Annotated in this window: 27 protein-coding genes; all 27 read left to right on the forward strand. The window is 60.0% G+C overall.

The features are described 5' to 3' along the window. Positions 1–12: 12 nt before the first annotated feature. Entirely contained in the window at positions 13–279 is a 267-nt protein-coding gene (locus tag BM186_RS07330; protein WP_074914188.1) for a holin, read from the forward strand. After that, the gene (locus BM186_RS07335; protein ID WP_074914189.1) at positions 276–830 is read left to right on the forward strand and encodes a glycoside hydrolase family protein; all 555 of its coding nucleotides are present in this window, start codon (positions 276–278) and stop codon (positions 828–830) included. The genes BM186_RS07330 and BM186_RS07335 overlap by 4 nt, the downstream gene beginning before the upstream one ends. Beyond that, a complete protein-coding gene (locus BM186_RS07340) occupies positions 827–1,312 on the forward strand; it encodes a lysis system i-spanin subunit Rz (RefSeq protein ID WP_074914191.1) in 486 nt (161 codons plus the stop codon). Before BM186_RS07335 ends, BM186_RS07340 begins: the two co-directional genes overlap by 4 nt. A gap of 34 nt (positions 1,313–1,346) precedes the next feature. After that, positions 1,347–1,646 carry a hypothetical protein gene (locus BM186_RS07345; RefSeq protein ID WP_074914192.1) on the forward strand — a complete coding sequence of 100 codons (300 nt, stop codon included), beginning with the start codon at positions 1,347–1,349 and terminating at the stop codon, positions 1,644–1,646. Further along, on the forward strand, positions 1,646–2,095 hold the full coding sequence (locus BM186_RS07350) for a hypothetical protein (protein ID WP_074914194.1): 450 nt from the start codon (positions 1,646–1,648) through the stop codon (positions 2,093–2,095). Before BM186_RS07345 ends, BM186_RS07350 begins: the two co-directional genes overlap by 1 nt. Positions 2,096–2,353: 258 nt before the next feature. Continuing rightward, positions 2,354–2,980 (forward strand): hypothetical protein, encoded by a 627-nt coding sequence (locus tag BM186_RS07360; RefSeq protein WP_074914197.1) that lies wholly within the window; start codon positions 2,354–2,356, stop codon positions 2,978–2,980. A gap of 78 nt (positions 2,981–3,058) precedes the next feature. After that, on the forward strand, positions 3,059–3,361 hold the full coding sequence (locus tag BM186_RS07365) for a hypothetical protein (RefSeq protein ID WP_074914199.1): 303 nt from the start codon (positions 3,059–3,061) through the stop codon (positions 3,359–3,361). 131 nt (positions 3,362–3,492) lie between these two features. Beyond that, a complete protein-coding gene (locus tag BM186_RS07370) occupies positions 3,493–3,996 on the forward strand; it encodes a hypothetical protein (RefSeq protein WP_074914200.1) in 504 nt (167 codons plus the stop codon). 10 nt (positions 3,997–4,006) lie between these two features. After that, positions 4,007–4,612: a hypothetical protein gene (locus BM186_RS07375; protein ID WP_074914202.1), complete on the forward strand. Its 606-nt coding sequence runs from the start codon at positions 4,007–4,009 to the stop codon at positions 4,610–4,612. Continuing rightward, positions 4,609–6,027 (forward strand): hypothetical protein, encoded by a 1,419-nt coding sequence (locus BM186_RS07380; protein WP_074914203.1) that lies wholly within the window; start codon positions 4,609–4,611, stop codon positions 6,025–6,027. Before BM186_RS07375 ends, BM186_RS07380 begins: the two co-directional genes overlap by 4 nt. Beyond that, positions 6,024–6,707, forward strand: a complete 684-nt coding sequence (locus BM186_RS07385; protein ID WP_074914204.1) for a LamG-like jellyroll fold domain-containing protein — start codon at positions 6,024–6,026, stop codon at positions 6,705–6,707. Before BM186_RS07380 ends, BM186_RS07385 begins: the two co-directional genes overlap by 4 nt. A 77-nt stretch (positions 6,708–6,784) precedes the next feature. Then, positions 6,785–8,326 (forward strand): terminase large subunit, encoded by a 1,542-nt coding sequence (locus BM186_RS07390; RefSeq protein ID WP_074914205.1) that lies wholly within the window; start codon positions 6,785–6,787, stop codon positions 8,324–8,326. A 3-nt stretch (positions 8,327–8,329) separates the two neighbouring features. Next, positions 8,330–10,414 carry a portal protein gene (locus BM186_RS07395; protein WP_074914207.1) on the forward strand — a complete coding sequence of 695 codons (2,085 nt, stop codon included), beginning with the start codon at positions 8,330–8,332 and terminating at the stop codon, positions 10,412–10,414. Then, the gene (locus BM186_RS26600; RefSeq protein ID WP_158234271.1) at positions 10,411–10,581 is read left to right on the forward strand and encodes a hypothetical protein; all 171 of its coding nucleotides are present in this window, start codon (positions 10,411–10,413) and stop codon (positions 10,579–10,581) included. Before BM186_RS07395 ends, BM186_RS26600 begins: the two co-directional genes overlap by 4 nt. A gap of 28 nt (positions 10,582–10,609) precedes the next feature. Next, complete coding sequence (locus tag BM186_RS07400) at positions 10,610–11,701, forward strand: hypothetical protein (RefSeq protein ID WP_074914209.1); 1,092 nt, start codon at positions 10,610–10,612, stop codon at positions 11,699–11,701. 250 nt (positions 11,702–11,951) lie between these two features. Next, complete coding sequence (locus BM186_RS07405) at positions 11,952–13,055, forward strand: N4-gp56 family major capsid protein (protein ID WP_074914210.1); 1,104 nt, start codon at positions 11,952–11,954, stop codon at positions 13,053–13,055. Between the two features lie 57 nt (positions 13,056–13,112). Further along, positions 13,113–13,511 carry a hypothetical protein gene (locus BM186_RS07410; protein WP_045736462.1) on the forward strand — a complete coding sequence of 133 codons (399 nt, stop codon included), beginning with the start codon at positions 13,113–13,115 and terminating at the stop codon, positions 13,509–13,511. A gap of 59 nt (positions 13,512–13,570) precedes the next feature. Then, a complete protein-coding gene (locus BM186_RS07415) occupies positions 13,571–13,999 on the forward strand; it encodes a hypothetical protein (protein ID WP_045736461.1) in 429 nt (142 codons plus the stop codon). Between the two features lie 2 nt (positions 14,000–14,001). Further along, positions 14,002–14,646, forward strand: coding sequence for a phage adaptor protein (locus BM186_RS07420; protein ID WP_074914212.1), 645 nt, complete (start codon positions 14,002–14,004; stop codon positions 14,644–14,646). A 2-nt stretch (positions 14,647–14,648) separates the two neighbouring features. Further along, a complete protein-coding gene (locus tag BM186_RS07425) occupies positions 14,649–15,839 on the forward strand; it encodes a hypothetical protein (RefSeq protein WP_074914213.1) in 1,191 nt (396 codons plus the stop codon). Further along, on the forward strand, positions 15,829–16,347 hold the full coding sequence (locus tag BM186_RS07430) for a hypothetical protein (RefSeq protein ID WP_074914215.1): 519 nt from the start codon (positions 15,829–15,831) through the stop codon (positions 16,345–16,347). Before BM186_RS07425 ends, BM186_RS07430 begins: the two co-directional genes overlap by 11 nt. 10 nt (positions 16,348–16,357) lie before the next feature. Beyond that, complete coding sequence (locus BM186_RS07435; protein WP_083431574.1) at positions 16,358–16,798, forward strand: hypothetical protein; 441 nt, start codon at positions 16,358–16,360, stop codon at positions 16,796–16,798. Beyond that, the gene (locus BM186_RS07440; protein WP_139228004.1) at positions 16,798–18,693 is read left to right on the forward strand and encodes a hypothetical protein; all 1,896 of its coding nucleotides are present in this window, start codon (positions 16,798–16,800) and stop codon (positions 18,691–18,693) included. The genes BM186_RS07435 and BM186_RS07440 overlap by 1 nt, the downstream gene beginning before the upstream one ends. 1 nt (position 18,694) lies before the next feature. Then, positions 18,695–19,636 (forward strand): hypothetical protein, encoded by a 942-nt coding sequence (locus BM186_RS07445; RefSeq protein ID WP_074914218.1) that lies wholly within the window; start codon positions 18,695–18,697, stop codon positions 19,634–19,636. A gap of 395 nt (positions 19,637–20,031) precedes the next feature. Next, positions 20,032–21,510: a hypothetical protein gene (locus tag BM186_RS07450; protein WP_099481804.1), complete on the forward strand. Its 1,479-nt coding sequence runs from the start codon at positions 20,032–20,034 to the stop codon at positions 21,508–21,510. 9 nt (positions 21,511–21,519) lie between these two features. Then, positions 21,520–22,032: a hypothetical protein gene (locus BM186_RS07455; RefSeq protein WP_074914221.1), complete on the forward strand. Its 513-nt coding sequence runs from the start codon at positions 21,520–21,522 to the stop codon at positions 22,030–22,032. Continuing rightward, the gene (locus BM186_RS07460; RefSeq protein ID WP_074914222.1) at positions 22,032–22,568 is read left to right on the forward strand and encodes a hypothetical protein; all 537 of its coding nucleotides are present in this window, start codon (positions 22,032–22,034) and stop codon (positions 22,566–22,568) included. The genes BM186_RS07455 and BM186_RS07460 overlap by 1 nt, the downstream gene beginning before the upstream one ends. Positions 22,569–22,603 lie beyond the last annotated feature (35 nt).

Consider the following 22,603-nt stretch of genomic DNA (forward strand, 5'->3'; position numbering starts at 1 on the left):
GGGAGCGATGGCATGGCACAGCAAGTTCATGATGGGGTGATCGAGGTAGTCGGCGCTGCCGCAGCCAACAAGGTGACCCAGGCCGGCGCGATAGCCGGTGTGCTGGGTTGGCTGGCGCAGATCAACTGGATAGGCCTCTCAGGCGTGCTGATCGCTGTCCTGGGCCTGGCGGTGAATTTCTACTTCCAGCACCGACGCGATAAGCGCGAGCAGGCCGAGAGCCTGGCTCGCATCGAGGCACTGCGCGAGCGCTGTGGCCTTGAAGGGCGGCAACAATGAGCATCCGCAATCGAATTGCCGTCACGGCGCTGACGCTCAGCCTGGCCGGCTTTGGCGCCTGGATCAAGAGCGAGGGCGAAAGCCCAGTGGTGCAGAAGGATGGCGTCGAACTGCTTGCCCCGCACATCCCGACCAAGGGCGACGTGCCAACCATCGGCCACGGCTCGACCCGCTACGAAGACGGTACGCCCGTCACCTTGGCAGATCATCCCATCACCCGCGAGCGCGCCCAACAACTGGCCCGGGCGCTGCACAGCGAGGAAGAGCGCAGATTCCAGGCGTCTCTGCCTGGCGTGAAGCTGTATCAGGAGGAATACGACCTCTACCTCGACTTCGTCGGCCAATACGGCATCGGCAACTGGCGATCGTCTTCGATGCGCACGCACCTGCTGGCAGGCGAGCACCCGAAGGCCTGCGAAGCGCTGCTGAGGTGGCGATACGCCGCTGGTTATGACTGTTCAACCGTGGTTAACGGCAAGCCCAACCAGCGCTGCTGGGGTGTGTGGACTCGCCAACTTGAGCGCCACGCCAAGTGCTGGAACGTCCAATGACTCGCGCCCTGATCGCCGCATGCGCTGGCCTGGCCATTGCCGTGACGTTGCTCTATCTGCGCCTCGACACTGTTGCGCTCGAGCGTGACAACGCCGTGACCTTGGCCGGCCAGCATGCGGCGGCAGTCGAATCCCTGCGCGGAACCATACGGCTGCAGCGCGAGCTGGCCAACGACCAGGCGACGCGCGAGAGCGCCTTTCTGAAGGAGAAACAACGTGCCGAAGACTATGCCGAATCTATGCATCGCTGCCTTGCTGACGGCACTTGCGGGCTGCGAGTCGCTGCCACCTGCCCCGCAGTGCGAGTGGGGACAGCCGGGGCCGCTGCCGGCGAGCCTGATGCAGGAACCCCAGAACTTACAGCCGCTGCTCGACGAGCTTATCCAGCCCTCGTTGCCGGCCTCAAAGTCCAGCGAGCCCAGATCCTGAGCTTGCAGGAAGAGCTCGTCAGCTTGCACAGGGTGTGCAAGTTGGCGCCGTAACCCTCCCAACCAATCGCGAACATGGGGGCAGACCATGCGACGCAAGACCTATCGTGCCGACGAACTCCGCGCCGGCCGCACTGTATTCATCGTCAATCGCACCATGCTCGATCATGCCGGCGCCTGTCGGTACGACGTGGCTGAGTATCTGATCGCCAGCACCAGGGAGCCACAGCCGCAACCTGGTCAGGCTCACCCGTACCGCATGCATCCGGACGTGGCGCGCTTCGCCTGCAGCGTAACCGACTGTTGGCGCACTCGGCGCGCGGCGCTACGCGAAGCCGCAAGGCGTCAGGCCGATGCAGACCGTCAGATTTCACGTAGGAGCGCGTAATGGAAGCCAAAACCCTGCAGGAGGTCGCCCAGGAGGCGGCTGACCAGATCCAGGGCAAGACCCTAGCGGAAGTATTCAACGAGGGGCCGCGGCGCCTGTTCGTCGAGCATCAGGTACCGCGCCATGGCATCTATCGCCTGTACATCGCTCGCCCGTTCGGTGTGCGCAAGCCAGGTGGCCAGCGCTGGCGCATCCAGATCACGGTGCAGTTCGATGGCCAGAACGTGCAGCACAGCGTGAACGATGGGCATATCACATGCCAGTTCGAGGCGCTGGGCGAGGTGATCACTGGTGCAGCCGAGCAGATGTCCGAGCACATTCGCGCCAATGGCACGCGCATCCATGAGCTGCGCCGCGCTGCGATGCAGGCAGTGCAGCCGAACGCTGTCACGCTGGACGGTGTGACCGGTCACGCTTCTGTCACTGTGACTAGTGCTGAGCATGAGTAGCGCTGTTGTTGTGACCGGTGGCCGCAGAACCGGTCGCGTGTTCGGCTTCCTGCTTGCTGAGGTGCGGCGAGTCGTTAGCAGGCATGACGTCGCCAGAGTCGGCGGAGCGGTGTGCAGTCACCCCATGGCGAAGGAGCTATCCGAGCAGTCGGGCCTTCACTGCTGCTACCGGCATCGTAGCCAGGTGTATGAGTTCAGGCCGGAGCCGTTTGAGCAGCCGCGCACGCCGCAGGAGCGGAAGTTATGGGAGGTGATTCGATGACCAAGCGCAAGCCAATCGACTGGGAAGCGATCGAGCGGGATTACAGGGTAGGCCAGCTATCGCTGCGTGCTCTGGCCACGAAGCACGACACAACCCCTGGTGCTATCTCCAAGAAGGCGAAGGCAAACAGTTGGACTCAGGACGCGAGCCAGGAAGTCAGAGAGCGCACCCGTGCTGCTCTGCTGACCGCGCCACGCAAGGAACAGGAGTCGAAGGAAACACCGAATGGAAACAGTGTTTCCTCTGACGGAAACGCCCCCACGCCCGCGGATATCGAAACCGCTGTGCAGACCAACCTGCAGGTGATCGGTCGGCACCGTCGCGATATCGCCAAGGGGCATGGCCTGGTGGCGATGTTGTTTCAGCAGCTCGAAGAGGCCGCGACGCACCGGGAAGAGATCGAGGATGCGATCTGTGAGGAAACCAAGGGCGACGAGAACAGTAGGCGGCGCAATCAGATGCTGAAGCTGGTAGGCCTGCCGACGCATGCCGGCGTGCTGCGCGATCTGTCCACGGCACTGAAGAACCTGATCCCGCTCGAGCGCCAGGCCTACAACCTCGACGAGCAGGAGCATGAAGAGCCGTATGAAGAGCGCCTGAAGCGCCTAATGGGCGAGGGATAGTTGCCAGGGCCGCGCAGTGACATACCCAGGTGGTGCAGTCGATCTGATCGATTCGTTACCAACCAAGAGGCTTTCCCCATGCTCAAGACGAAATCCATGCTGGTACCTCTGATCGCCCTGGCGCTGGCCGGCGGCGCTGTTATGGCTGAGCCGATGCGCGACGCTGGCCTGCCTGCTGTCGCTGTGCAATCCGTTGCTGCGCACGACCTGGCCCGCGATGTTGGCCAGGTCAGCGTCTATGGCCTGCAGCGTCTGTCGCTGCCTGTGCCCGACGTCGGACGCACGCCGATCTTGCGCAGTGATATGCGCATCGCCAGCGCCGGCGCCGTGTTCCAGGGCGCAATGGATCTGGTACTGGTCGCCAGCGAGTCGCCTTCCTGACAGATGCTGGTGCGAGAAAGCCCGCCGAGTGCGGGCTTTTTTGTGGGTGCTTGCCAGTCTTGGCCAGTGACATAGGGTCGGTTTCGTAAATCAACCCTGCACAGGCAGTGCAAGATCATCGGAGCACCACAATGACCCGTATCACTCCTACCGTCGGCCGCGTGCTGCACTTCATCCCGACCGCTGGCTACATGGCCGGCCGCAAGCTGGCTTTCGGTAACCCCACGCAGCCACTGGCTGCAGTGATCGCCTACGTCCACAGCGACACCATGGTGAACCTCACCGTCTGGGATCAGAACGGCGAGCAGTTCAGCGTGTGCAGCGTGCCATTGGTGCAGGACGGCTGCGACATGGTTGTTGGCAGCTTTTTCGCGAAGTGGATGCCGTACCAGAAGGGCCAGGCCGCGAAGACTGAATCCCTGGAAAGCCAGCTTGCTGGCAAGCCTGCTATCGGTATCGACCTGGCAGCGGAGCAGGATCGGTGCGTGCGCGTTTTCCTCGAGAAGGGCGCGATCGTGAAAGTCGAGGGCATTCCGCTCGAGCTTGATCACGACGCCGTGGTCCGCGTTCATCCCGCCAATGTCCCGTTGATCTTCCTGCCGCGCACTGCGCGTCCTGCTGAGAGCAGCGAGTAAGGAGACTGGCATGTCGGCGCCTGAAATCCCTATCACTATCCAGCGCGGCAAGACGTTCGAGTTTGGCTTTCTGTACGCCGAGGACGATCTGCTGTATCTGCCGATCACTGGTATGCCGAGCACTGCGCCTGTGCGCCTGACGGTGGTAGGGCACGGCGTGCCGGATGGCTGGCCGGTGCGTGTGGCCTGTGTAAGGGCGCCGGCCGAGCTCAACACGCCGGATGATGAAAGCCAGCTCGCCAAGCTGGTCGACGTCGACACCGTCGAGTTGAACGCCTTGAACGCGCATTGCTGGAAGGCCTTCAGCGGTTCCGGACTGCTGGTGCTGAACAAGCCCATGGATCTGACGGGCTGGCACTGCCGCGCCCAGGTGCGCAAGGGCGTTGGTGGTGAAGTGCTGTTCACCTGGCACAGCGACCCGTCCGAGAGCCCGGACGGAGAGATCGAGGTGGACGTTGCGCATAGCGCGTTCGTGCTCAAGATGGACGCCGCCACCGCTGCAGCACTTGAGTGGAAGCGAGGCAAGTACGACGTGGAAGCGATCGCCCCGGGCGGCGAGGTCTATCCGCTGACTGCGATCAGCGATATCGAGGTTGCTGACGAGGTGACCGCATGAAGGTAATCGCCGCCGGCCAGGTGGCCAATCCCATTGTCCTGGGTGCTGCGCCGCGGCGAACTCCGGTGGTTGTGCTTGCCGGCCTGCGCGGTGCGCCTGGTACTGGCGGTGGTGGTAGTGCTGGCGTGAGCAGTTTCAACACCCGCACCGGGGCTGTGACGCTGACAGGCACCGATGTGACCGCAGCGCTGGCGTACACCCCAGCGAACGCAGCCAGCCTGGCCGCTGTTGCGCTCAGCGGCAGTTATTCCGACCTTGCAAACAAGCCATTCATTCCTACCGGGCCTGGCGATATCGGTGCCGCAACGGCAGCGCAGGGCGCTCTGGCTGATACCGCCGTACAGCCTGGTGCATTGTCCGTGCAACTCGACCTAAAGGTCGACAAGGTCGCCGGCTACGGCCTGAGCCAGGAGAACTTCACCGCGGCAGAGAAGGCCAAGCTGGCGGGATTGGAAGGCAGCCACTACCGCGGCACGTTCATCAACTTCACCGCGCTGCAGACGGCCCTGCCAACTGCAGAAGAAGGCGACTACGCCGACGTTGACGCTGGTGCGGGTGCGCCAGTGCAGCGCTACATATGGGACGAAAGCGACAGCGAGTGGGTCGCCCAGGCCGGCAGTGCCGATCCTATCACTGCCGCCCAGGTGAAGACGCTCTACGAGAGCAACCCGGACACCAACGCCTACACCGATGCAGAGAAGTCGAAACTCGGTGGGATAGCTGCTGGAGCCACGGCGAACGCCAACACCGACAGCCTGGCCGAGGGCGCGACCAACCTCTACCACACCGCTGCGCGCGTCCTGGCCGTCGTACTCAGCGGCCTTAGCCTGGCCACTGGTACTGCGATAACCAGCTCTGACAGCGTACTGGTGGCGTTCGGTAAGCTGCAGAAACAGATTACCGACCTGATCGCCACCGTCAGCGGCAAGCAGGACACCCTTGTCAGCGCGACCAACATCAAGACCATCAATGGCAACAGTCTGCTCGGGAGTGGCGATCTATCCATATCCGGCGGTGCGGTGTCATCGGTTAATGGCAGAACGGGCGCTGTTCAGGTGCTGGTGCCTATCATCATCGCGTGCAGCGACGAAACAACGGCGCTAACGGCTGGCACAGCCAAGGTCACGTTCCGTATGCCCTATGCCTTCACGGTAACTGGCGTGCTCGCGTCGCTGACAACCGCACAAGCTGGTGGGTCAATTCTCACCGTCGATATCAACGAGGCCGGTGTTTCGATCCTTTCCACGAAGCTGACCATCGACAACACCGAGAAGACGAGTGCAACAGCCGTGACTGCACCGGTCATATCAGATTCGGCCATTGCTGCAGATGCAGAGATCACCATCGACATTGATCAGATCGGCGACGGTACTGCGAAAGGACTGAAAGTTACTCTGGTTGGATATCAACCATGACGATGGTTCTGAACCCATACTCGTTCTCGCCCACTTCTGGGGGAGGTGATCCGCTATGGGGATCGGTTTCTAGTCTACTGCCATTTTCCGGTGTAGATGGGGCGACTACATTTCCCGATAGCGCAGGGCGTACCTGGGCGCGTAATGGGGCGGTAGAAGTTGACACTGCGTTCAGCAAGTTCGGTTCTTCTGGGCTTTTCGGTGGAGGGAGGCTTGATTGCTCGGATGCTGCAGTCAGCATAGGTACAGGTGATTTCACAGTAGAGACGTTTTTTCGTGGTACGCAGTTTGGATCGGCAGGCGGTGGAACCCTGATTGACAATCGAGCAGGAACCGTAACGACAAACCTAGTGCTCTTCCAGCCTAATTCAACTAGCAGTCTTGTTTTTTTCGCAAACGGCGCGACGAGGGTAACAACTACCTCGCTTTCTAATGGCGTTTTCTATCACGTAGCCATATGTCGCGCCTCTGGTGTTACACGGGTATTTATTGACGGTGTTCAGCAAGGTTCGAACTACATCGACTCGAACAACTACACGTTTTCAATTTTGCGGCTAGGACAGAATCTTCTCGGCAGTTCGCCATTTTTAGGGCACTTGGAACAGTTTCGGCTGACTAAATCGGCACGTTATACCGCCAACTTCACTCCACCTGCATCGCCATTCCCAAATAGCTTGTAGAGCTATTTTATGGGGAGACTGGCTTGCTGGCTCGTTACCAGTGACATTCCGTAGCCCTCACAGAAGTGAGGGTGCGCATGTCAACTGCCGACAATCTCCTGGCCAGGCTCATCGAGGATGACGAGCTCTACTGCGCCAAGAACCTGAAAATCCGCGACAAGAGCGGCAAGGTGCTGCCGTTCGAGTGGAATGATGCCCAGCGCGCACTGCATGAAAAGATCGAGCAGCAGTTGGCTGCGAGAGGCTGGGTTCGCGTCATCGTGCTGAAGGGGCGGCAGCAGGGTATCAGCACCTACGTGGCGGCCAGGTTCTACAAACGCACCAGCATGCGCTTCGGCAAGCGCACCATGATCATCACCCACCTCGACGCAGCGACCCAGAACCTTTTCCGGATCGCCAAGACCTATTACGAGCTGAGCGATGCCACGCTCAAGCCGGCAACGAAGAACAACAGCGACACCGAACTGAACTTCGCCAAGCTGCGCAGCGGTTACAAGGTGGCCACGGCAGGCAGTAAGCACGCCGGCCGCTCTGACACGATCCAGTACCTGCATGGTTCAGAAGTGGCGTTCTGGCCGAACGCAATCAACATCATGGCGGGTCTCGGGCAGACGTTGCCCCTGGTCGCAGGCAGTGAGGCGATTCTGGAGTCAACGGCCAACGGCTTGGCCAACCTCTTCCACGAAATGTGGACGCTGGCCGTCGCCGAGAAAAGCGACTACATGGCGGTGTTCATCCCCTGGTTCATCCAGCGCGAGTATCAGCGCGAGGTGCCGCGCGACTTCGAGTTGTCGCCAGAGGAAGCCGAATATCAGGAGACGTTCGGGCTCAGCGACGAGCAGATGGCATGGCGCCAAGCAAAGGTCTACACCGACTTCAAGGGCGACTTCGCCTGGTTCGATCAAGAGTACCCGGCCACGCCAGATATGGCGTTTCAGCGAGTTGGCCACAAGGCTCTGGTCAACACGCTGGCCGTTGCCAGGGCGCGCAAAGTCAACCCGGCTCACCTGCAGGCGATCGGCGCTCATGTCGTTGGTGTCGACCCGGCGCGCTTCGGCGACGACTCTACCGCGATCATCCACCGTCAGGGGCGCAAGGCCTGGGGGCTGGAGAAGATCGACCAGTTCGACACCATGGCTGTGGTCGGGGTGGTCGTGCGGATGCTTGAGGACGACAAGACCATCCGCCGCGTCTTCGTCGATATCGGCGGCCTGGGCGCTGGTATCTACGATCGCCTGGTCGAGCTGGGCTATGGCGATCGCGTAACGGCGGTGAACTTCGGCGGCAAGGCCACCGACCAGCGCAAGTACTTCAATAAGCGCTCTGAAATGTGGGGGGAAATGGCCGAGTGGATTGCGGACATAATCCCGCCCAGCATCCCAGACTGCGACAAGCTGCATGCTGATCTGACAGCGCCAGGCTACCGGTACAGCTCAAACGGCCAGATCAAGCTCGATTCCAAGGAAGAGATCAAGAAAGAACTGAAGAAGTCACCCGACGCCGGCGACGCGCTGGCACTCACGTTCGCATTGCCAATCGCCTCCAGTGACATAGAAGTGCCCGAATGGAAGCGCCGGCTGATTGCCGGCAAAGGCCGCAAATCAGCGATGAGTGCGTAGCGAATGTCCGGAAACCGAGACGAGCAGGCGAACATAAACTGGCAGCGCTACGAGTACGGGCGCATGCGTGGGCATCAGAGCTTCTGCCGGAAAGCGCGCGAGTGCGAAAACTTCTACATGGGTGGTGGCCGGCAGTGGACGCCAGAAGATCGCGAGACGCTAGAGGCCGAGGGGCGCCCAGCCCTGGAGTTTAATCAGGTCAAGCCCAAGCTGAATACCGCCATTGGGTACCAGATCCAGAACCGCATGGATATCGCTTTTCAGCCGCGCGGCCAGGGCGCTGACGAAGACAAGGCCAGGGTGCTGAGCAAGGTGGCCAAGCAGGTCGGCGATAACACCGGCCTGCACTGGATAGAGACGCAAGTTTTCTCAGATGGTCTGATCCAGCAGCGCGGCTACTTCGATATCCGCATCAGCTATCAAGATTCGATCTTGGGCGAGATCTCTATCACCGATCTTGACCCGCTAGACGTCATCCCTGATCCAGACGCCAAGAGCTACGACCCAGACAAGTGGTCGGACGTGATCATCACGCGCTGGCTGACCCTGGACGAGATTGAGGATCTGTATGGCAAGGAAGCTCGCGACAAGTGCGAGAAGGAAGACCTTGAGGATCAGGACTTTGGCGACGACGAGGCCGACGAAGAGCGCAATAAGTTCGGCAATGAAGACACCGGCAGTACCGGCTACATGGGGTCGGCCACGCTGGCGGACGGCAGCAAACGCATCCGGGTGATCGAACGGCAGTTCTGGAAAACCGAGAATGCCGATGTGCTGATCACCATGACCGGTGATATCCGCACCATCGAAGGCATGACCGAAGAGCAGATCGCGGCAGCGCAGGGTGTTGTGCGCGCAAGGCGCCGCATTCGCCGCGTGCGCTGGGTGATCACCACCTACAACTACACGCTCTTCGACGAGTGGAGCCCGTTCAAGCACTTCACCGTGGTGCCGTTCTTCCCGTTCTTCCGTCGCGGCAAGACGACCGGCTTGGTGGATGACGCGATCGGCCCTCAGCAGTTGCTGAACAAGTCCATGAGCCAGTTCCTGCACACCATCAACAACACAGCCAACAGCGGTTGGGTGTGGTGGTCCGGCACGCTGGCAAACATGTCGGACGATGAAATGGCTGATCGAGGGGCTGAAACCGGCCTCGCAATCGTGCTTAAGGACCAAACGCCAGTCGAGAAGGCACCGAAGAAGATCCAGCCCAACCAGATACCTACCGGGATTGATCGCGTCATCGACCGTGCTGGGCAAATGATCGACGAAACCACCGGTATCAATGACGCGATGACCGGCAACACGGGCCGAGAGATCAGTGGCGTGGCCATCCAGTCTCGCCAGTTCGCCGCCCAGCAGGGCCTGGCTGTGCCGCTGGATAACCTGGCCAAGACTCGCAACATGATGGCCAAGCGCATCCTTGAGCTGGTGCAGGACTTCTACGACGAGCCGCGCATCCTGAAGATCACCGAGCAGGACAGCCGCGGGCGTCCGGTTACCGAAGATCTGTACGTCAACTATCCGACCGAAGATGGCAGCGTGCTCAACGACCTGACTATCGGCGAATACGACGTGGTTGTCTCCGAGCAGCCGATGCAAGTGACGTTCGAAAACAGCCAGTTCACCCAGATCATGGAAATGCGCGAGAAGGGCGTGCGCATTCCTGACTCGTTCGTGATCAAGCACAGCAACGTCACGGACAAGAACGACATTATCGACGCGATCGAGCAGCAGGCCACCGCCCAGCCTGATCCGCTCAACGAAGCCCGCGCCGAGCTTGCCAAGGCCCAGGCAGACAAGACCCGCCAGGAGACGGTGAATCGTGCCGTCGAAGCGCAGTACAGCGCTATCCAGACGGCGGGCGTGATCGCCACGAACCCGCTGACCGCTGGCCTTGCTGATTCGCTATTGCGCTCTGGCGGTTACGTCGATCGAGACCTGCCGCCGATCGTGCCGGAACTCCAGGGGGGCACTGGCATCGCCGGCAATCTACCTACCAACACCAATCCCATCACGCCGGCCAACCCTGGTGTGGGGCTCATGAGTGGCATTGAAACGCAGCAGATCGAGGGAGCACCAGCATGAAAGGTTCTGCATCACCAATGAGCGACGACAAGAAATGGCAGGCAGAGGACGACATGCGGACCCTGCTGCGCGCCAAGGAAATCGAGAAGGACCCGAAGCGCCTGGCTGCGGCCCGTGCGATGGCCAAGGAAAAGATGGCCGAAATGCAGCAGATCACCAAGAAGTAACCCACCAACGGCAATCAAGGGGGCACCCATGGCCATGAAACCCGAACACGCGAGCGCCGACCTGGCGCTGGGCATGCGTTACAACACCCTGGTCGACTGTTCCGATGATATCGACCCGGAGACTCTGCATTCCGACTTCGAGGAAGAAGAGGAAGAAGAGGACGAGGATGAAGACCCGGACGATGAGGCTGGCGACGATGATCGCGGCGACGATATCGACCCTGATCTGACCGAGACCGAAGGCGATCCGGACGATGAGCCAGGGGATGACGACAAAGACGACGCCGATGATCCCGATGCCGAGGATGACCCTGATCTCGACGCCGATGCCCTGGCAGAACTGGCTGAAGGCGGTAAGTCCAAGGTCGTACCGCACTCGCGCTTCCATGAAGTCAACGAATCGCTGAAACAAGAGCGTGCCGAGCGTCTGCGCCTGGAAGAGGAAAACGCACGCCTCAAGGGCGCTGCGCCGAAACCGGAAGAGCAGAAGCCGGAGACGCCGGCGGCCTATGACTTCGACGCGGCAGAAGATCGCTACATGACCGCCGTGATGGAAGGTGACACGGATAAGGCCAAGGTAATTCGTCGCGAGATCCGTGCCGAAGAGCTGAAGATTTTCGAGGGCAAGGCCGGTCAGGATGCGAAGAAAGCCGCCGAGGAAGAGCTGCAGAAGCGCGACCAGAGTGCCGAAACCGAACGCCTGCAGAAGGTGCTCGATGATGCACTGGCCAAGTATCCGTTCCTGAACAACGACTCGGACGAAGCCAATCAGGACGCGATCGAGGATGTGATCGCGCGCCGTGACCATTACCTACGCCAGGGTATGTCGCCGTCGAAGGCCGTCGCTGCGGCAGTCGAGAAGATTGCGCCTCGCTATGCGCCCGCAGCCGAGGAACAGCCAGGCGACAAGAGCAAACCGGTCAAGGAAAAGCCGGCTCTGGGCAAGGACAAGATCGATCGGAATGTCGAGCGGCAGAGAAGTATTCCGCCCGTTATGCCTGGCGTTGGCGAGCGTGGCAAGGATGTTGACTACGCCGATCTGTCCGAGGACGAGTTTGACGCGCTGCCTGAATCTGAGAAGCGCAAGGCGCGTGGTGATTTCGTCAGCGAAAGGGATTGACGGCGTCCGCCAGTGACATAACCAGTCCGCCAGGACCGAGGGATGGTCCAGGGTTGAAAGGGAGCCCCTGAGTCGAAAGGCCAGGGGCATTTAACCACGCAGCAGGGCTGCTCGCTCACCGAGACACGGTGTTCCCGCCAGGCAGGGCGTAAAGCTGCAGCAGAGTTTCTGGCTCTCCCCAAAAGCCTGTCCTCGCTCGGGTGGCGACACAACCCAGACACGACGACATAAATTGACGAGGAGAGCAGCCATGGCTGTTACCAACTTTGCTCGCTTGAACAGCAAGCAGAAGATCGTCTGGTCGCGCGATGTATGGAGCGCTGCCCGCGATCAGATGTTCGTGAAAAAATTCCTGGGTACCGGCCCGGGCGCGATGATTCAGCGCATCACTGAGCTGACCAAGACCGAGAAAGGCGAGAAGGTGCTGATGCAGCTCGTCGCCGATCTGGTCGAGGATGGCGTGATCGGTGACAACGAGCGCGAAGGCAACGAAGAAGAGATGCAGAACTTCGAGGTCGAGCTGAACATCGATCTCATCTCTCACCAAGTGCGCAACAAGGGCAAGATGGCGGACCAGAAGACCGTCATCAACTTCCGCGAGCAGGCCCGCGATCGCCTGGCCTACTGGCTCGCCAACCGTATCGATCAGCTCGTATTCCTGACGTTGTCGGGCATTTCGTATGCCCTGCATAACGACGGGAGCACCCGCGTTGGGTCGCCGTTCCCATCGCTGTCCTTTGCTGCCGACGTGTCTGCCCCCTCGTCCAAGCGGCATTTGATGTGGAACGGCACCAACCTCGTCACCAGCAACACCGCCAGCATCACTAGTGCGTTCGTGGCCAGCTACAAGCTGATCGTGGATGCCATCGCCTATGCGAAGGACCACTACATCAAGCCACTGATGGCTGGTGGCAAGGAGTACTACGTCATTCTGGTGAAGCCGGGCACCCTGGCTCAGCTGAAGAAGGACGCGGACTACCAGCGCGCGGTGGTGGCCCTGGCGCAGAAGGATGGCAAGAGCTCGCCCTGGTTCACTGGCGGCACTGTGACCATCGACGGCGCGGTGATCCATGAACACCGCCTGGTGTACAGCACCACTGGTGCATCGGCCGGCAACAAGTGGGGCGCTGACGGCAACGTCAACGGTACCCGCGCGCTGCTGTGCGGTGCTCAGGCGCTGGGCATGGCTGACCTGGGTGTGCCGGAGTGGGTCGAGAAGAAGTTCGACTACGACTCCAAGGTCGGCATCAGCGTCGACAAGATGTTTGGCCTGCTCAAGCCGAAGTTCTACTCGATCTACGACAAGTCGGTCGAGGACTTCGGCGTGCTCGCCATCGATCTGTTCCTGGGTTGATCCCGGGTTTCTGGCAAAGCTGGCCGGGAATCCCGGCCAGCAACTGAGGACTGAATCATGAGCATCACGAAGAACGATCAGCGCCAGGCCCCGTTGGTTGCCTGGGTCGATATCAACCTGGCGGACTTCTCCGACGGCGCAGTGCAGGCAGCGATCGAGCTGCCCGGTGGCGCCATCGTCACCGGCGGCTTCATCCAACCCATCACCACCTTCAACGCGGCCACTACCGCAACCCTGAAGGTCGGCGACTCGGTCGATGACGATCGCTACACCGCCACTCCTGCGGACGTGAAAGCGCTCGCAGTGGTCGAGTTGGACGTTACCGGTTACGCGATGCCGGCTCAGGGCAACCTGATCGTCACCTATGCGTCGACCGGTGCCGTAGCCACCACCGGTAAGTGCCGCCTGTTCGTCGAGTACATCGTCGGCAAGCGCACCCAGAGCACTCAGGGCTGAGTGCTACGGGGCCGGGGTGACTCGGCCCCTCTCTTTCCAACCTGTAGAGGGGCATCCTCATGAACAAAGAACCGCGATTCCTGCCGCCGAAAGGCCTGGATATGCTGCACCTGGCCAGCACTGACGGCCATTCCTGCGTGATCTATCGCATCGATCCTGCCGACGGCAAGCCTGGCAGCATCATTCCCGACCGCTTCCGTAAGCAGGCGGTGGGCGAGGGCTGCGACGTTGTCGGTCTGAACCTGAATGACGAAGGTGGTGGCGCTGGGCCTACCAAGGAAGACCTGATTCTGGCTGCGATCACTGCGGTGATGGAGCGCCAAGCCCCTGATGAACTGGAAGGCGACGGGCGAGCCAAGCTCGCAGCCGTAAGCAAGCAGGTCGGCTTCAAAGTCACCAAGGTGCAGTACGAGGCCGCCTGGCCGAAGTTCGTCGAGAGCCTGGGTGCTGGCGATAAAGACGAAGACGACGACGGCGTCGACGACTGATCATGGCCTACGAAACCGTCAGCGACCTGATCAAGGCCTTCCGTGAGGATGAACTCGACGAAAGTTCGTCGCCGTTCTGGTCTGATTCTAAGCTCGTTCGCTTTGCGAATGGGGCGCTGACGGCTTTCGCCGAGAGAACCAAGAGCATCATTGGCGACGGTATCGAGGTTGAATTCGCCGCTGGTGAGGATGAAGTCGAATATCCGGCCTACATCATCGACGTGATCGACGCCGAGCTTTTCCTGGGTGAGCGCAGTTGGCCAATCGACCTGCGTTCACCTGCAGAGGTCCGCAGGTCCCGCCTGCCGACCACTGGCAGGCCTTGCGTGTTGCTGGCCAACTCTGCCGTAGGGCGGATGCGTCTGGTACCCAAACCGCAAGAAAGTGGCAAGGTTGTGCTGCAGGCGATCCGCCGCCAGGTCAAGGATCTGGCCAAAGATTCGAAACTGGTCGACGTGAACCCGGCGCACCGCGAGTACCTGCTGCTGTTCATCAAGCATCGTGCCTACAACGTCAAGGACGCAGAGATCTTCGACGCTGTGAAGGCTGGCCAGTACCTGGCCGAGTTCAATTACGAGTGCCAGCGAATCTACGAGGACGAACTGCGTCGTCGTGGTGGTGCTCGCTCCATTCGGTACCGGGGGTGAGCATGGACACCATCCGCACCGACAACTGGGCCAAGGGCGCGAACAACGTCGCGAAGCCCGAGCGGCTGCCTGCTGGCTTTGTGCGCGATCTCGTCAATCTGGACCCGAGTGAGGGTGGCCAGCTTGAGACTCGGGTTGGCTACCAGCGTATTGCGGCAGGCGACAACGTGCGCGTTGCAGTATCTCTGTCCGGGCGCGTGGTGTTCGTCGACGGCGGCGACATCAGCTGCTACAGCGCTGATTCCGACTCAAGCCAGGTGATTGGCAGCATGGCTGCTGATGGTGACATTGCTGGCGCTGTCCTCAATGGCCAGGTGTATCTGAGCGGCGCTTTCGACAGCTTGCGTACTGATGGGCGAGTGGTGAAGCCCTGGGCTGTCCCGGCGCCTGGTTTTGACGTTGAGCTGATCGCAGGTGCGCTGCCGGCTGGCATCTACAAAGTTGCGGTCACAGCGTTCGGTGCTGACGGCGAAGAGTCCGGCGTCGAGCCGGTCATCTTCAGGCTCGCAGAGGGCCAGGCGTTTCGTGTGGTCAGCGATGATAGCCGGCCTCTGCAGGTGTACGTCAGTCCTGCCAATGGCGCGACGCTCTACAGCCAGGGGCCGCTGATCGGTGGCGCGATGGCGATTACCGGTGTCGATGATCAAACCGCCAGGCTCACAACTGCTGGGCTTGTGCCGTTGCCAGTCTGCTCGATGCTGGCTGCATTCCACTCCCTGTTGGTCGGGGTGTGCGGTAACTACGTGGTTTTCACGGCGCCGATGACCCCGCACCTGATGGATCCGGTCGCGGGGTTCTTGCAGTACCCGGAGCAACCGACCGTCATCGCTCCGACCGAGGGCGGCGTCTATGTGGTTGCTGATCGCACCTACTTTGTCACCGGACTCGATACCGGCACGCCGAGCCAGGTTCCTGTGCTCGATATGAGGGCTGTGCGCGGATCTGCTGCACGCCTTCCAGATATGCGCGTTGCTTGGTTTACCCGATATGGCATGGCTATCGGCAACGCGGCCGGCGAGATCTCCCTACCTAACCGCCAGACCTACGCGCCCGACATTGCGTGCTCGGGGGCTGCTGGCGTGCTTGAAAACAACGGCATTCCGATGGTGGTGACCACCATGCGTGGCGAAGCCAAACCGAACAACCTCGCCACGGGCGACTTTGCTGATCTGGAGATAGGCGATGCACTCTGACCATTTGAAAGTACTGGGCTTTCGCCATGAGCTGGAGCTCTACGACAAGGAAACCGGTCTGCTGGTTGCCCGTGAGGTGAAGTACAACCGTATTCCGCAGGCCGGTATCGATTTTCTGATACAGACGCCTTTCGGCGACGTAGCCCCGATCCCTAACTTCTATTGCGGCCTGTTCCGAAACAACTTCCTTGCCGACGCGAATACCTCGGCTGCGGATATTCCCGCGGTGATGGGGGAGTTCGTTGAGTACAGCGAAGCCACTCGACCGATCTGGCAACGTAGCTACAACGGTGCTGGCACGTACGACAACGTCGATGCCAAAGCCGTCTTCACGCCGACCGCTGATCGCACTGTATACGGCTCGTTCATCGTTTCTAACCCAACCAAGGGCGCCAACTCAGGGCTGCTGCTGTCGGTTGTTCGCTTCTCTACCGCCAAACAACTGTCTGTTGGGCTCGAGGCCAAGCTGGTGTGCGGGCTTACCTACATTCCCACCAATGTGATCTAGGAGAACGATCATGATTAAGCTCAGTACCGGATTGCGCCAGGCGCTTGCAATCACTGGATCGCTCAAGGAAGCCTTGGATGGTGGCCTGGTCCGAATCTACTCGGGGGCTATTCCAGCATCCGCTGATGCGGCTCTCGGCGGTGCCGTGTTACTCAACGAAATCAGTGCTGGGGGTGATGGTACGCCGGTCACCTTCGAGGCGACGGCGCCAGGCGGAATTTTGGTGAAGAGCGTCGCCGAGACCTGGGTCGGTACCAATGCTGCTGATGGTACTCCGACCTTCTTTCGCTATGTGTTGAGTGGCGATGCAGGTGATGCCAGTGCTTCTGCTGTTCGCTTCCAAGGTTCGGCGGGGGTTCTTGGGAGTGACATGTTTATTGCCACGCTGCCACTGGTGAACGGTCAGCCGCTTTCGTTCGAACTGTTCCAGCTCGCCATTCCGGAGCAGTAATGGGAAATCGTCTGGCCAGGACGCAGAAGCTGATTTATGTGCCGGCCGTGCTTCCTGTGCCAGGGAGAGCGGCATTCTGCGTTGGCGGCTCGACACAGCGTTCTTTCGCATTCGCCAGTGGCAGCAGTGGTGGATCTGGGAAGGCGGTATCGCCATATGTGACGCTGCCAACCAGTAACTATACGTCGAGCGGGCAACTGAATATCCCAAGTGGGATTTACAATCAGTTGGCCGCCGGGGCCTCAAGCGTAAGTGGTCAATCTGGTTACAGCCCCTACACACCTACAAAGGTTGGCGACCAAGTCTGCTATCCGGCTATTCCGGCAGTGCCTGGCTCACCGTCACGCTACGATTACGGAAACAACACGGGATGGAGCGCAGGCGCTCGCAGCCTGGCCCAGGTTCCCGCGATCGGATTCTTTCGTGGAGTGCTACCGCCGTCGCCGGTTGGTGTGCAGATCGGGTTCAGCCGTCGAACCTACGAGCCTGTTATCGGCGCGATGACTCATAGCCTGGTGGCCAGGCGAGACGAGTACACCATTGTCGAGAGCGGCATTGCGGTATACGGACCACAGCCGCTTCCAGCCCAAGCCATTGTCGAGATCAAGCGTTTTAACGGCGCCGTGACCTACAGCATTAACGGGACGCAGGTCTACGCATCGGCGGTGCCTTCCGCTGGGGAGATTTACGGCGGGGCATTGCTGTATAGCGTTGGTGATTATGTCGACTCACCGGAGATCGCTGCATCCGAATCGCCGATATCGTTTGAGTGCGACATTCTCAGTCTGGTGGCCGCGATCAGTGAAACTGCCGACTACACGGCAGTCGATATCCGTATGCCTCGTATCAGGCTGGAGGCAACGGCGGTTGCAGTAACTGGGTCGATTCGCTTCGAGGCTGAGTTACCAGGGCTGATCGCAGCTATCGGGACTGAGTCGAGTGCGCAGTGGGTGAAGTCGGAATTACCGGCAATATCGCTTAGCGCGAGGCTAGGAAGTGTCGAAGAGCTCCTGACCAGTTTCATTGGGCTGACGCCGCCGGTCCTGTGTAGTGCTGTTGGCGCTCAGGGAGAGGCGCTGCGTTTTTCCGCAGAGCTTCCGGTTCGATCTGCAATTGGTGAGCAGCCATTCAATCTCGTAGCGGTATCGATGCCGTGCATACCCGTCGTGTATACCCAGGTGCCGTATCTGGATGCAGGGGTATACGACGGCAGCGACGCGATAATCGCAACCGAACTGCATGTGCTTGAGAGTGCGCTGTTGCTGGTTGCTTTGGACTCGCTCGAAGTCGCCGGTAGTGCGGACATGATCATCGTCCTCGAGATGGCTGCAGAGGACGGCATTTCGTTTTCGGATGATGCGCATATTGGCTCGATCATAGAGATGATCGCCATGGAGCGCATTGCGGTGCTGTCCAGATCCTTTGCTGCTCACCAGCAGGCCCTGCAGTACGCGGTCAACTTCATGACCGGCGCGCTGACCACCTATCGCGACTTCGATTTTCTCGGCTTCACCTATGACGAAGGTCAGGCCTATGCATGGCGCAAGGATGGGCTGTACCGCCTGGGTGGTGAAAGCGAAGAAGTGATCAGTGCCCTGGTCGACTTCGGCGCATCTGACTACGGCGACGCTCACCTGAAGCGCATGGCCATGGCATTCGTTGGATTGCGTACCGATGGCGAGTGCTACCTGAGGTTGTGCACCGATGATGGTCCTGAGCGGGTTTACAAGATGGTCGGCGACAGCGCGCAGAAGCGATCGATCCTGGCGAAGGGCGTGACCGGCCGGACTTGGAATGTGCGTCTGGAGTTGGCTGACGCAACGTACGCGACCATCGATAGCGTTGAACTTGAAGTTGGCGTGACCCAGCGCCGTGGCTATGGCAGGAGGGGATAGCATGGCCGGTATAGACGACAACATTGCTGAGCTATTCGCCTTTGCGAATACTGCACTTGGCAATGCCAGAGCTGCAGAAGGGCGGCTATCGACATATCTGCCGCAGGTTTCTGGCGGAAACCTGGCGTTCACCGAGAAAACGGTGAACATGCCGGTGCCCACCAGCCTTGGCGATCTTCTTTCTCCGGACAACAGCAGTGCAACGATCCAGTTCCTGAACTCGGAAAGTGAGCAGTGGCTGGATAAGTACTTTCCTGAGTTGCAGGGCGCACTGCGGTATGCGCCGGAAGAGTGGCTGGTTGGAATCATCACCGGGCAGAAGCCGTTCGGGCTGAACAAGCAAGTATTCGAGGCGGTCTGGCACGACAGTCGGGATCGTGAATATCGAGCGCGCAACAGTGCTGTTGAGCAGATCCGCTCGGAGTTCTCGGCTAGCGGGTTCAGTGCGCCGCCAGGTGCCATGCTGAAGGCAATTGCCCGGGCAGAAGAGCGAGCCAGTGACGCGATTGGTGAAGTAAACCGCGCGCAGACTGTGCGTGACGCGGAGATCAAGCTCGATCTGCTGAAGTTTGCCCAGCAGCAGGCTCTGAACCTGAAGATTGGTGTGCTGCAGGCGATGGCTGACTTCTATCGGCAGTGGATCGAACTGCCGAACAAGGATCTGGAGGCCAGCAGGATCAGGACGCAGGCCTATGCGACGTTCCAAGATTCTCTTTCGTCGTACTGGCGTGTGCAACTCGGCTTCGAGGAACTTCGTCTGCAGGCGGCAAACCTGCGCATGAATGGGCAGTTGGATAAGTCACGCATCGCCGTTGGCGCCGTGGCAAGCGATACCCGCAACAATGCGCTTGGCCAGGCCGTGCGGGCATATGGAGATATCGCGTCGTCGGCAGCAAGCGCCGCGTCGACGTTGAATGCCAATATCCTTAGCGGCGGTGCGTGACAGTGAATTTCCGGCTTGGCGTCACGGTGAAGCTGCTTGCGGCCTCGGCCGCGTGGCTACGGGACGAGGCTGTGCGCTTTGCCAGGTCATTGCCCGGGGCGATGAACATAACGCGATCGAGGATCGTCGACGGCTACATCATGAAGGCATCGCGGGTCGGCAATAGGGCGACAGTCTACTTGATCGACACCCCTGGAACTGTGGCTGTACCGGGCAGAGCTCTGGTCGGCGGGCCTGGATCTGGATACGAGCCTACGCATTGCCCACTGATCGATCTGCCTGGTGGTAGGGACGATATAGCGCGTGCGTGGAGCCGTGGGCCGGCGAGCCTGTTTCCTGATCATGCTGGATGCCCACCACTACCCGTGGTGCTCGGCGGCACGTTGGAACCGGCTGTGAGCGTCATTGAGAGTCGCATTCAGCCGTCGCTTTCGGTGCGGCAGGGAATCGGCGTCGTCGAACTGACCGTGCCGCTCTATATGCCTGGACCCTACGTGGTGAACCCATATGCATTCGTGGGGCGTGGAGATAGCAACATAGTCTACCTGCTGAATCTCTACTCGCCGGCTATCGCGCGCGCTCGATACAGCGTGGGCGGTGATGGCTGGGAAGTATCTGACCATGAGGTGCCATCGGATACTTGGTCGATCGCTGTTTCCGATAGCGCGCTGTGGGATACAGCCGGAGCGTTGCCGTTCTGCAAGCGTATTGCGCCGCCGGCATACGACCCTGGTAGTTCTGCTGCAACGGTATTCAGTGCTGCCCAGCAGCCGTGGGCGCGCGCGATACAGTTGAGCATGGGCGTCGATGATGATGGGCAGGCCTATTTCGATACGCTGCTGGTGATCCATGTCGTTGCAGAGATGCGAAACGATGATGATCGGTACGGCGCGAAGGGGCTGTGGTTCGGGGTGGTAAGGGGGATTCAACCCGAGTCGGCCGGGCCATACCTTGATCTGCCGTGGTTCTCTCTGGATGACACGCGGCTCGGCTCAGAGCCGCTTATGGTCCCGGTGCTGGATCCTGTTGAGGATGTGTATTCATCGAACACTCTGTACCCAGCGATGCTGGCTCGGCTTGATTCAGGGATGGTGATCGCTGTTGTCCTGCACCTCAACTATGCATCTGTAGATGAAGGGTTCGCCCCGTTCAATGCTGTGTATGCATATCGCTGGAGCGAAGGCGGGTTGACGAAGGATCTGATCGCCGGACCTGTGGCGGCGATGATTGATCCGACTGATGGGCAGCCTCATGACTTCTCGTTTCCGATAGGAATCGATGCGGACGGTGAAACAGCCTACGCCGTCTTTTTCTCCAGCGATGTGGACTACAGCGCAGGCGCACGTACCACCGAAACCAGCATCGATATCGTTGCTCTGACGTCTGCTGGTGCGGTGGTGGTACTCAGTGAACTGGTACCGCAAAGGTACTGCCGGAACATCGTGGAAAGCCGTTTCTCCTGTGTCCGCTACATAGGGAACGGCAAGTACCTGTTTCCTGCTACTGACCAGATCGAGATAAGCCCAGGCGTGTTCAACAGTCTTGGCGATCTGGTTGTCATGCTCTACGACAGCAACCTGAATGTAGTTTCGGTCGCAGGCGTTGTTGTTGCGGAGCGGCAGTTGCGCACAAATCTTTTCATTGGGGCGATCGATTGCCCGGTGCTCGAGCGTGTGGATGACGGTGTAATCGTTCGCCAGGCGACGGTGATCATCACCTTCGGCGGCCTTGGCCAGTCTGCTGGAGAGTCTGGTGTCGAAGGTGGGCAAACATTCATCAGTGCTGACTCTGGCGCGACTTGGTCCGTGATGGCCGATTTCGGCTCGCCGGCAGGCGCTTATTACTGCGGTACAGCTTTGAAAGTTAGGGAATAGGAGGTCGCGGTGGCTGTTTTCTATCGTGCGGTGAAAGACTTCAACACCGGGTACTGCTACTTGTACACCTATACACCTGGCGGCGCTGAAGTGCTGCGCCGCGTAGCTGCAGAGTCCGACACCGTTGGTGTTTTGGTGGGCGATGTGGTGCTGGTCAGCAGTTGGGATGGTGATGATCTGAGGGTCATGCGATGCGTGCCGAGCGCGGACAAGGACACGCCGCCGGCTGCCGCGGTGGAGATTCACCGGTTCACCATGGCCATGCTTTCGGAGTACTACGACTTTGGCGATTTGGGTAGCACGGGCGACAACATGGTCTTCTACGGTGAAGAGTCGAGCACTGGCGTCGTTGTGCGGACGTATTTTCTTGTGTCGGCTGAAGGGGTGGTGCGCCAGTACCGGGCGCTTCAGTTTGATGAGGCCATGCAGCCGCAAGACCTCTCGTTTGAGTACATGCCAAACGGATTGGTGTATTACGCCAATGGGGAATGCAGGCTTGTTCGCGCAGAGGATTTCACATAATGGCAACTGGGTATGTTCAGGTCTTCTCTCCGATAAACCTGTCTGAGATATCGGCCAGTTCTGAGACGGTTAACCGTGACTACGCCAGCTGGTGGAACTGGGAAAGCCAGACTTCTGGGGGATGGTCAGTGTTTGACCCTTCGCGCTGCGATGCGTTTCCAGCGTTGGCGCGTCTGTATCCAGGGGTTATTGCCTCGGCTAGCTTCGACGGGTTGGTTGTTGTCGAGGGCGTGACAGAGACAGGGGCTGATCAGTCGAGCGGTACCGTCTACGTCGCGTCGGGCGAGCTGCCGTTGATGGTTACTTTCACGGCTGATTACGAGCCCGATTTCATCCCCTCCCCACTAGCGCAGGGTGTGCGCTGGGCTCCATCTGCAACGATTGAGCAAGGGCCGGATTCAGGGTCGTTCATTGCTACACAACTGCCTGGCGCCGATCTGGTGATGGGCGCGCTTTTGGTTGCTGGCGCGGGTGGTGTTGTGCCGCCGCCGGCTGGTTTTTGGACTGCATTCAGGTCGGCGATGGAAATCATCTGACTGATGCTTGCGAATTGCGGTTGGTGACATAGGTT

Origin of the sequence: Ectopseudomonas toyotomiensis, assembly GCF_900115695.1 — a bacterium.
GTDB classification, from domain to species: domain Bacteria; phylum Pseudomonadota; class Gammaproteobacteria; order Pseudomonadales; family Pseudomonadaceae; genus Aquipseudomonas; species Aquipseudomonas toyotomiensis.

Bases quoted from the DNA above. Each gene is read 5' to 3' on its own strand.
- BM186_RS07380 (WP_074914203.1), top strand. From the start codon at position 4,609: ATGAAGGTAATCGCCGCCGGCCAGGTGGCCAATCCCATTGTCCTGGGT.
- BM186_RS26600 (WP_158234271.1), top strand. From the start codon at position 10,411: ATGAAAGGTTCTGCATCACCAATGAGCGACGACAAGAAATGGCAGGCA.
- BM186_RS07350 (WP_074914194.1), top strand. From the start codon at position 1,646: ATGGAAGCCAAAACCCTGCAGGAGGTCGCCCAGGAGGCGGCTGACCAG.
- BM186_RS07405 (WP_074914210.1), top strand. From the start codon at position 11,952: ATGGCTGTTACCAACTTTGCTCGCTTGAACAGCAAGCAGAAGATCGTC.
- BM186_RS07445 (WP_074914218.1), top strand. From the start codon at position 18,695: ATGGCCGGTATAGACGACAACATTGCTGAGCTATTCGCCTTTGCGAAT.
- BM186_RS07385 (WP_074914204.1), top strand. From the start codon at position 6,024: ATGACGATGGTTCTGAACCCATACTCGTTCTCGCCCACTTCTGGGGGA.
- BM186_RS07415 (WP_045736461.1), top strand. From the start codon at position 13,571: ATGAACAAAGAACCGCGATTCCTGCCGCCGAAAGGCCTGGATATGCTG.
- BM186_RS07340 (WP_074914191.1), top strand. From the start codon at position 827: ATGACTCGCGCCCTGATCGCCGCATGCGCTGGCCTGGCCATTGCCGTG.
- BM186_RS07370 (WP_074914200.1), top strand. From the start codon at position 3,493: ATGACCCGTATCACTCCTACCGTCGGCCGCGTGCTGCACTTCATCCCG.
- BM186_RS07410 (WP_045736462.1), top strand. From the start codon at position 13,113: ATGAGCATCACGAAGAACGATCAGCGCCAGGCCCCGTTGGTTGCCTGG.
- BM186_RS07375 (WP_074914202.1), top strand. From the start codon at position 4,007: ATGTCGGCGCCTGAAATCCCTATCACTATCCAGCGCGGCAAGACGTTC.
- BM186_RS07420 (WP_074914212.1), top strand. From the start codon at position 14,002: ATGGCCTACGAAACCGTCAGCGACCTGATCAAGGCCTTCCGTGAGGAT.
- BM186_RS07395 (WP_074914207.1), top strand. From the start codon at position 8,330: ATGTCCGGAAACCGAGACGAGCAGGCGAACATAAACTGGCAGCGCTAC.
- BM186_RS07435 (WP_083431574.1), top strand. From the start codon at position 16,358: ATGATTAAGCTCAGTACCGGATTGCGCCAGGCGCTTGCAATCACTGGA.
- BM186_RS07335 (WP_074914189.1), top strand. From the start codon at position 276: ATGAGCATCCGCAATCGAATTGCCGTCACGGCGCTGACGCTCAGCCTG.
- BM186_RS07365 (WP_074914199.1), top strand. From the start codon at position 3,059: ATGCTCAAGACGAAATCCATGCTGGTACCTCTGATCGCCCTGGCGCTG.
- BM186_RS07425 (WP_074914213.1), top strand. From the start codon at position 14,649: ATGGACACCATCCGCACCGACAACTGGGCCAAGGGCGCGAACAACGTC.
- BM186_RS07330 (WP_074914188.1), top strand. From the start codon at position 13: ATGGCACAGCAAGTTCATGATGGGGTGATCGAGGTAGTCGGCGCTGCC.
- BM186_RS07345 (WP_074914192.1), top strand. From the start codon at position 1,347: ATGCGACGCAAGACCTATCGTGCCGACGAACTCCGCGCCGGCCGCACT.
- BM186_RS07360 (WP_074914197.1), top strand. From the start codon at position 2,354: ATGACCAAGCGCAAGCCAATCGACTGGGAAGCGATCGAGCGGGATTAC.
- BM186_RS07400 (WP_074914209.1), top strand. From the start codon at position 10,610: ATGGCCATGAAACCCGAACACGCGAGCGCCGACCTGGCGCTGGGCATG.
- BM186_RS07390 (WP_074914205.1), top strand. From the start codon at position 6,785: ATGTCAACTGCCGACAATCTCCTGGCCAGGCTCATCGAGGATGACGAG.
- BM186_RS07430 (WP_074914215.1), top strand. From the start codon at position 15,829: ATGCACTCTGACCATTTGAAAGTACTGGGCTTTCGCCATGAGCTGGAG.
- BM186_RS07460 (WP_074914222.1), top strand. From the start codon at position 22,032: ATGGCAACTGGGTATGTTCAGGTCTTCTCTCCGATAAACCTGTCTGAG.
- BM186_RS07440 (WP_139228004.1), top strand. From the start codon at position 16,798: ATGGGAAATCGTCTGGCCAGGACGCAGAAGCTGATTTATGTGCCGGCC.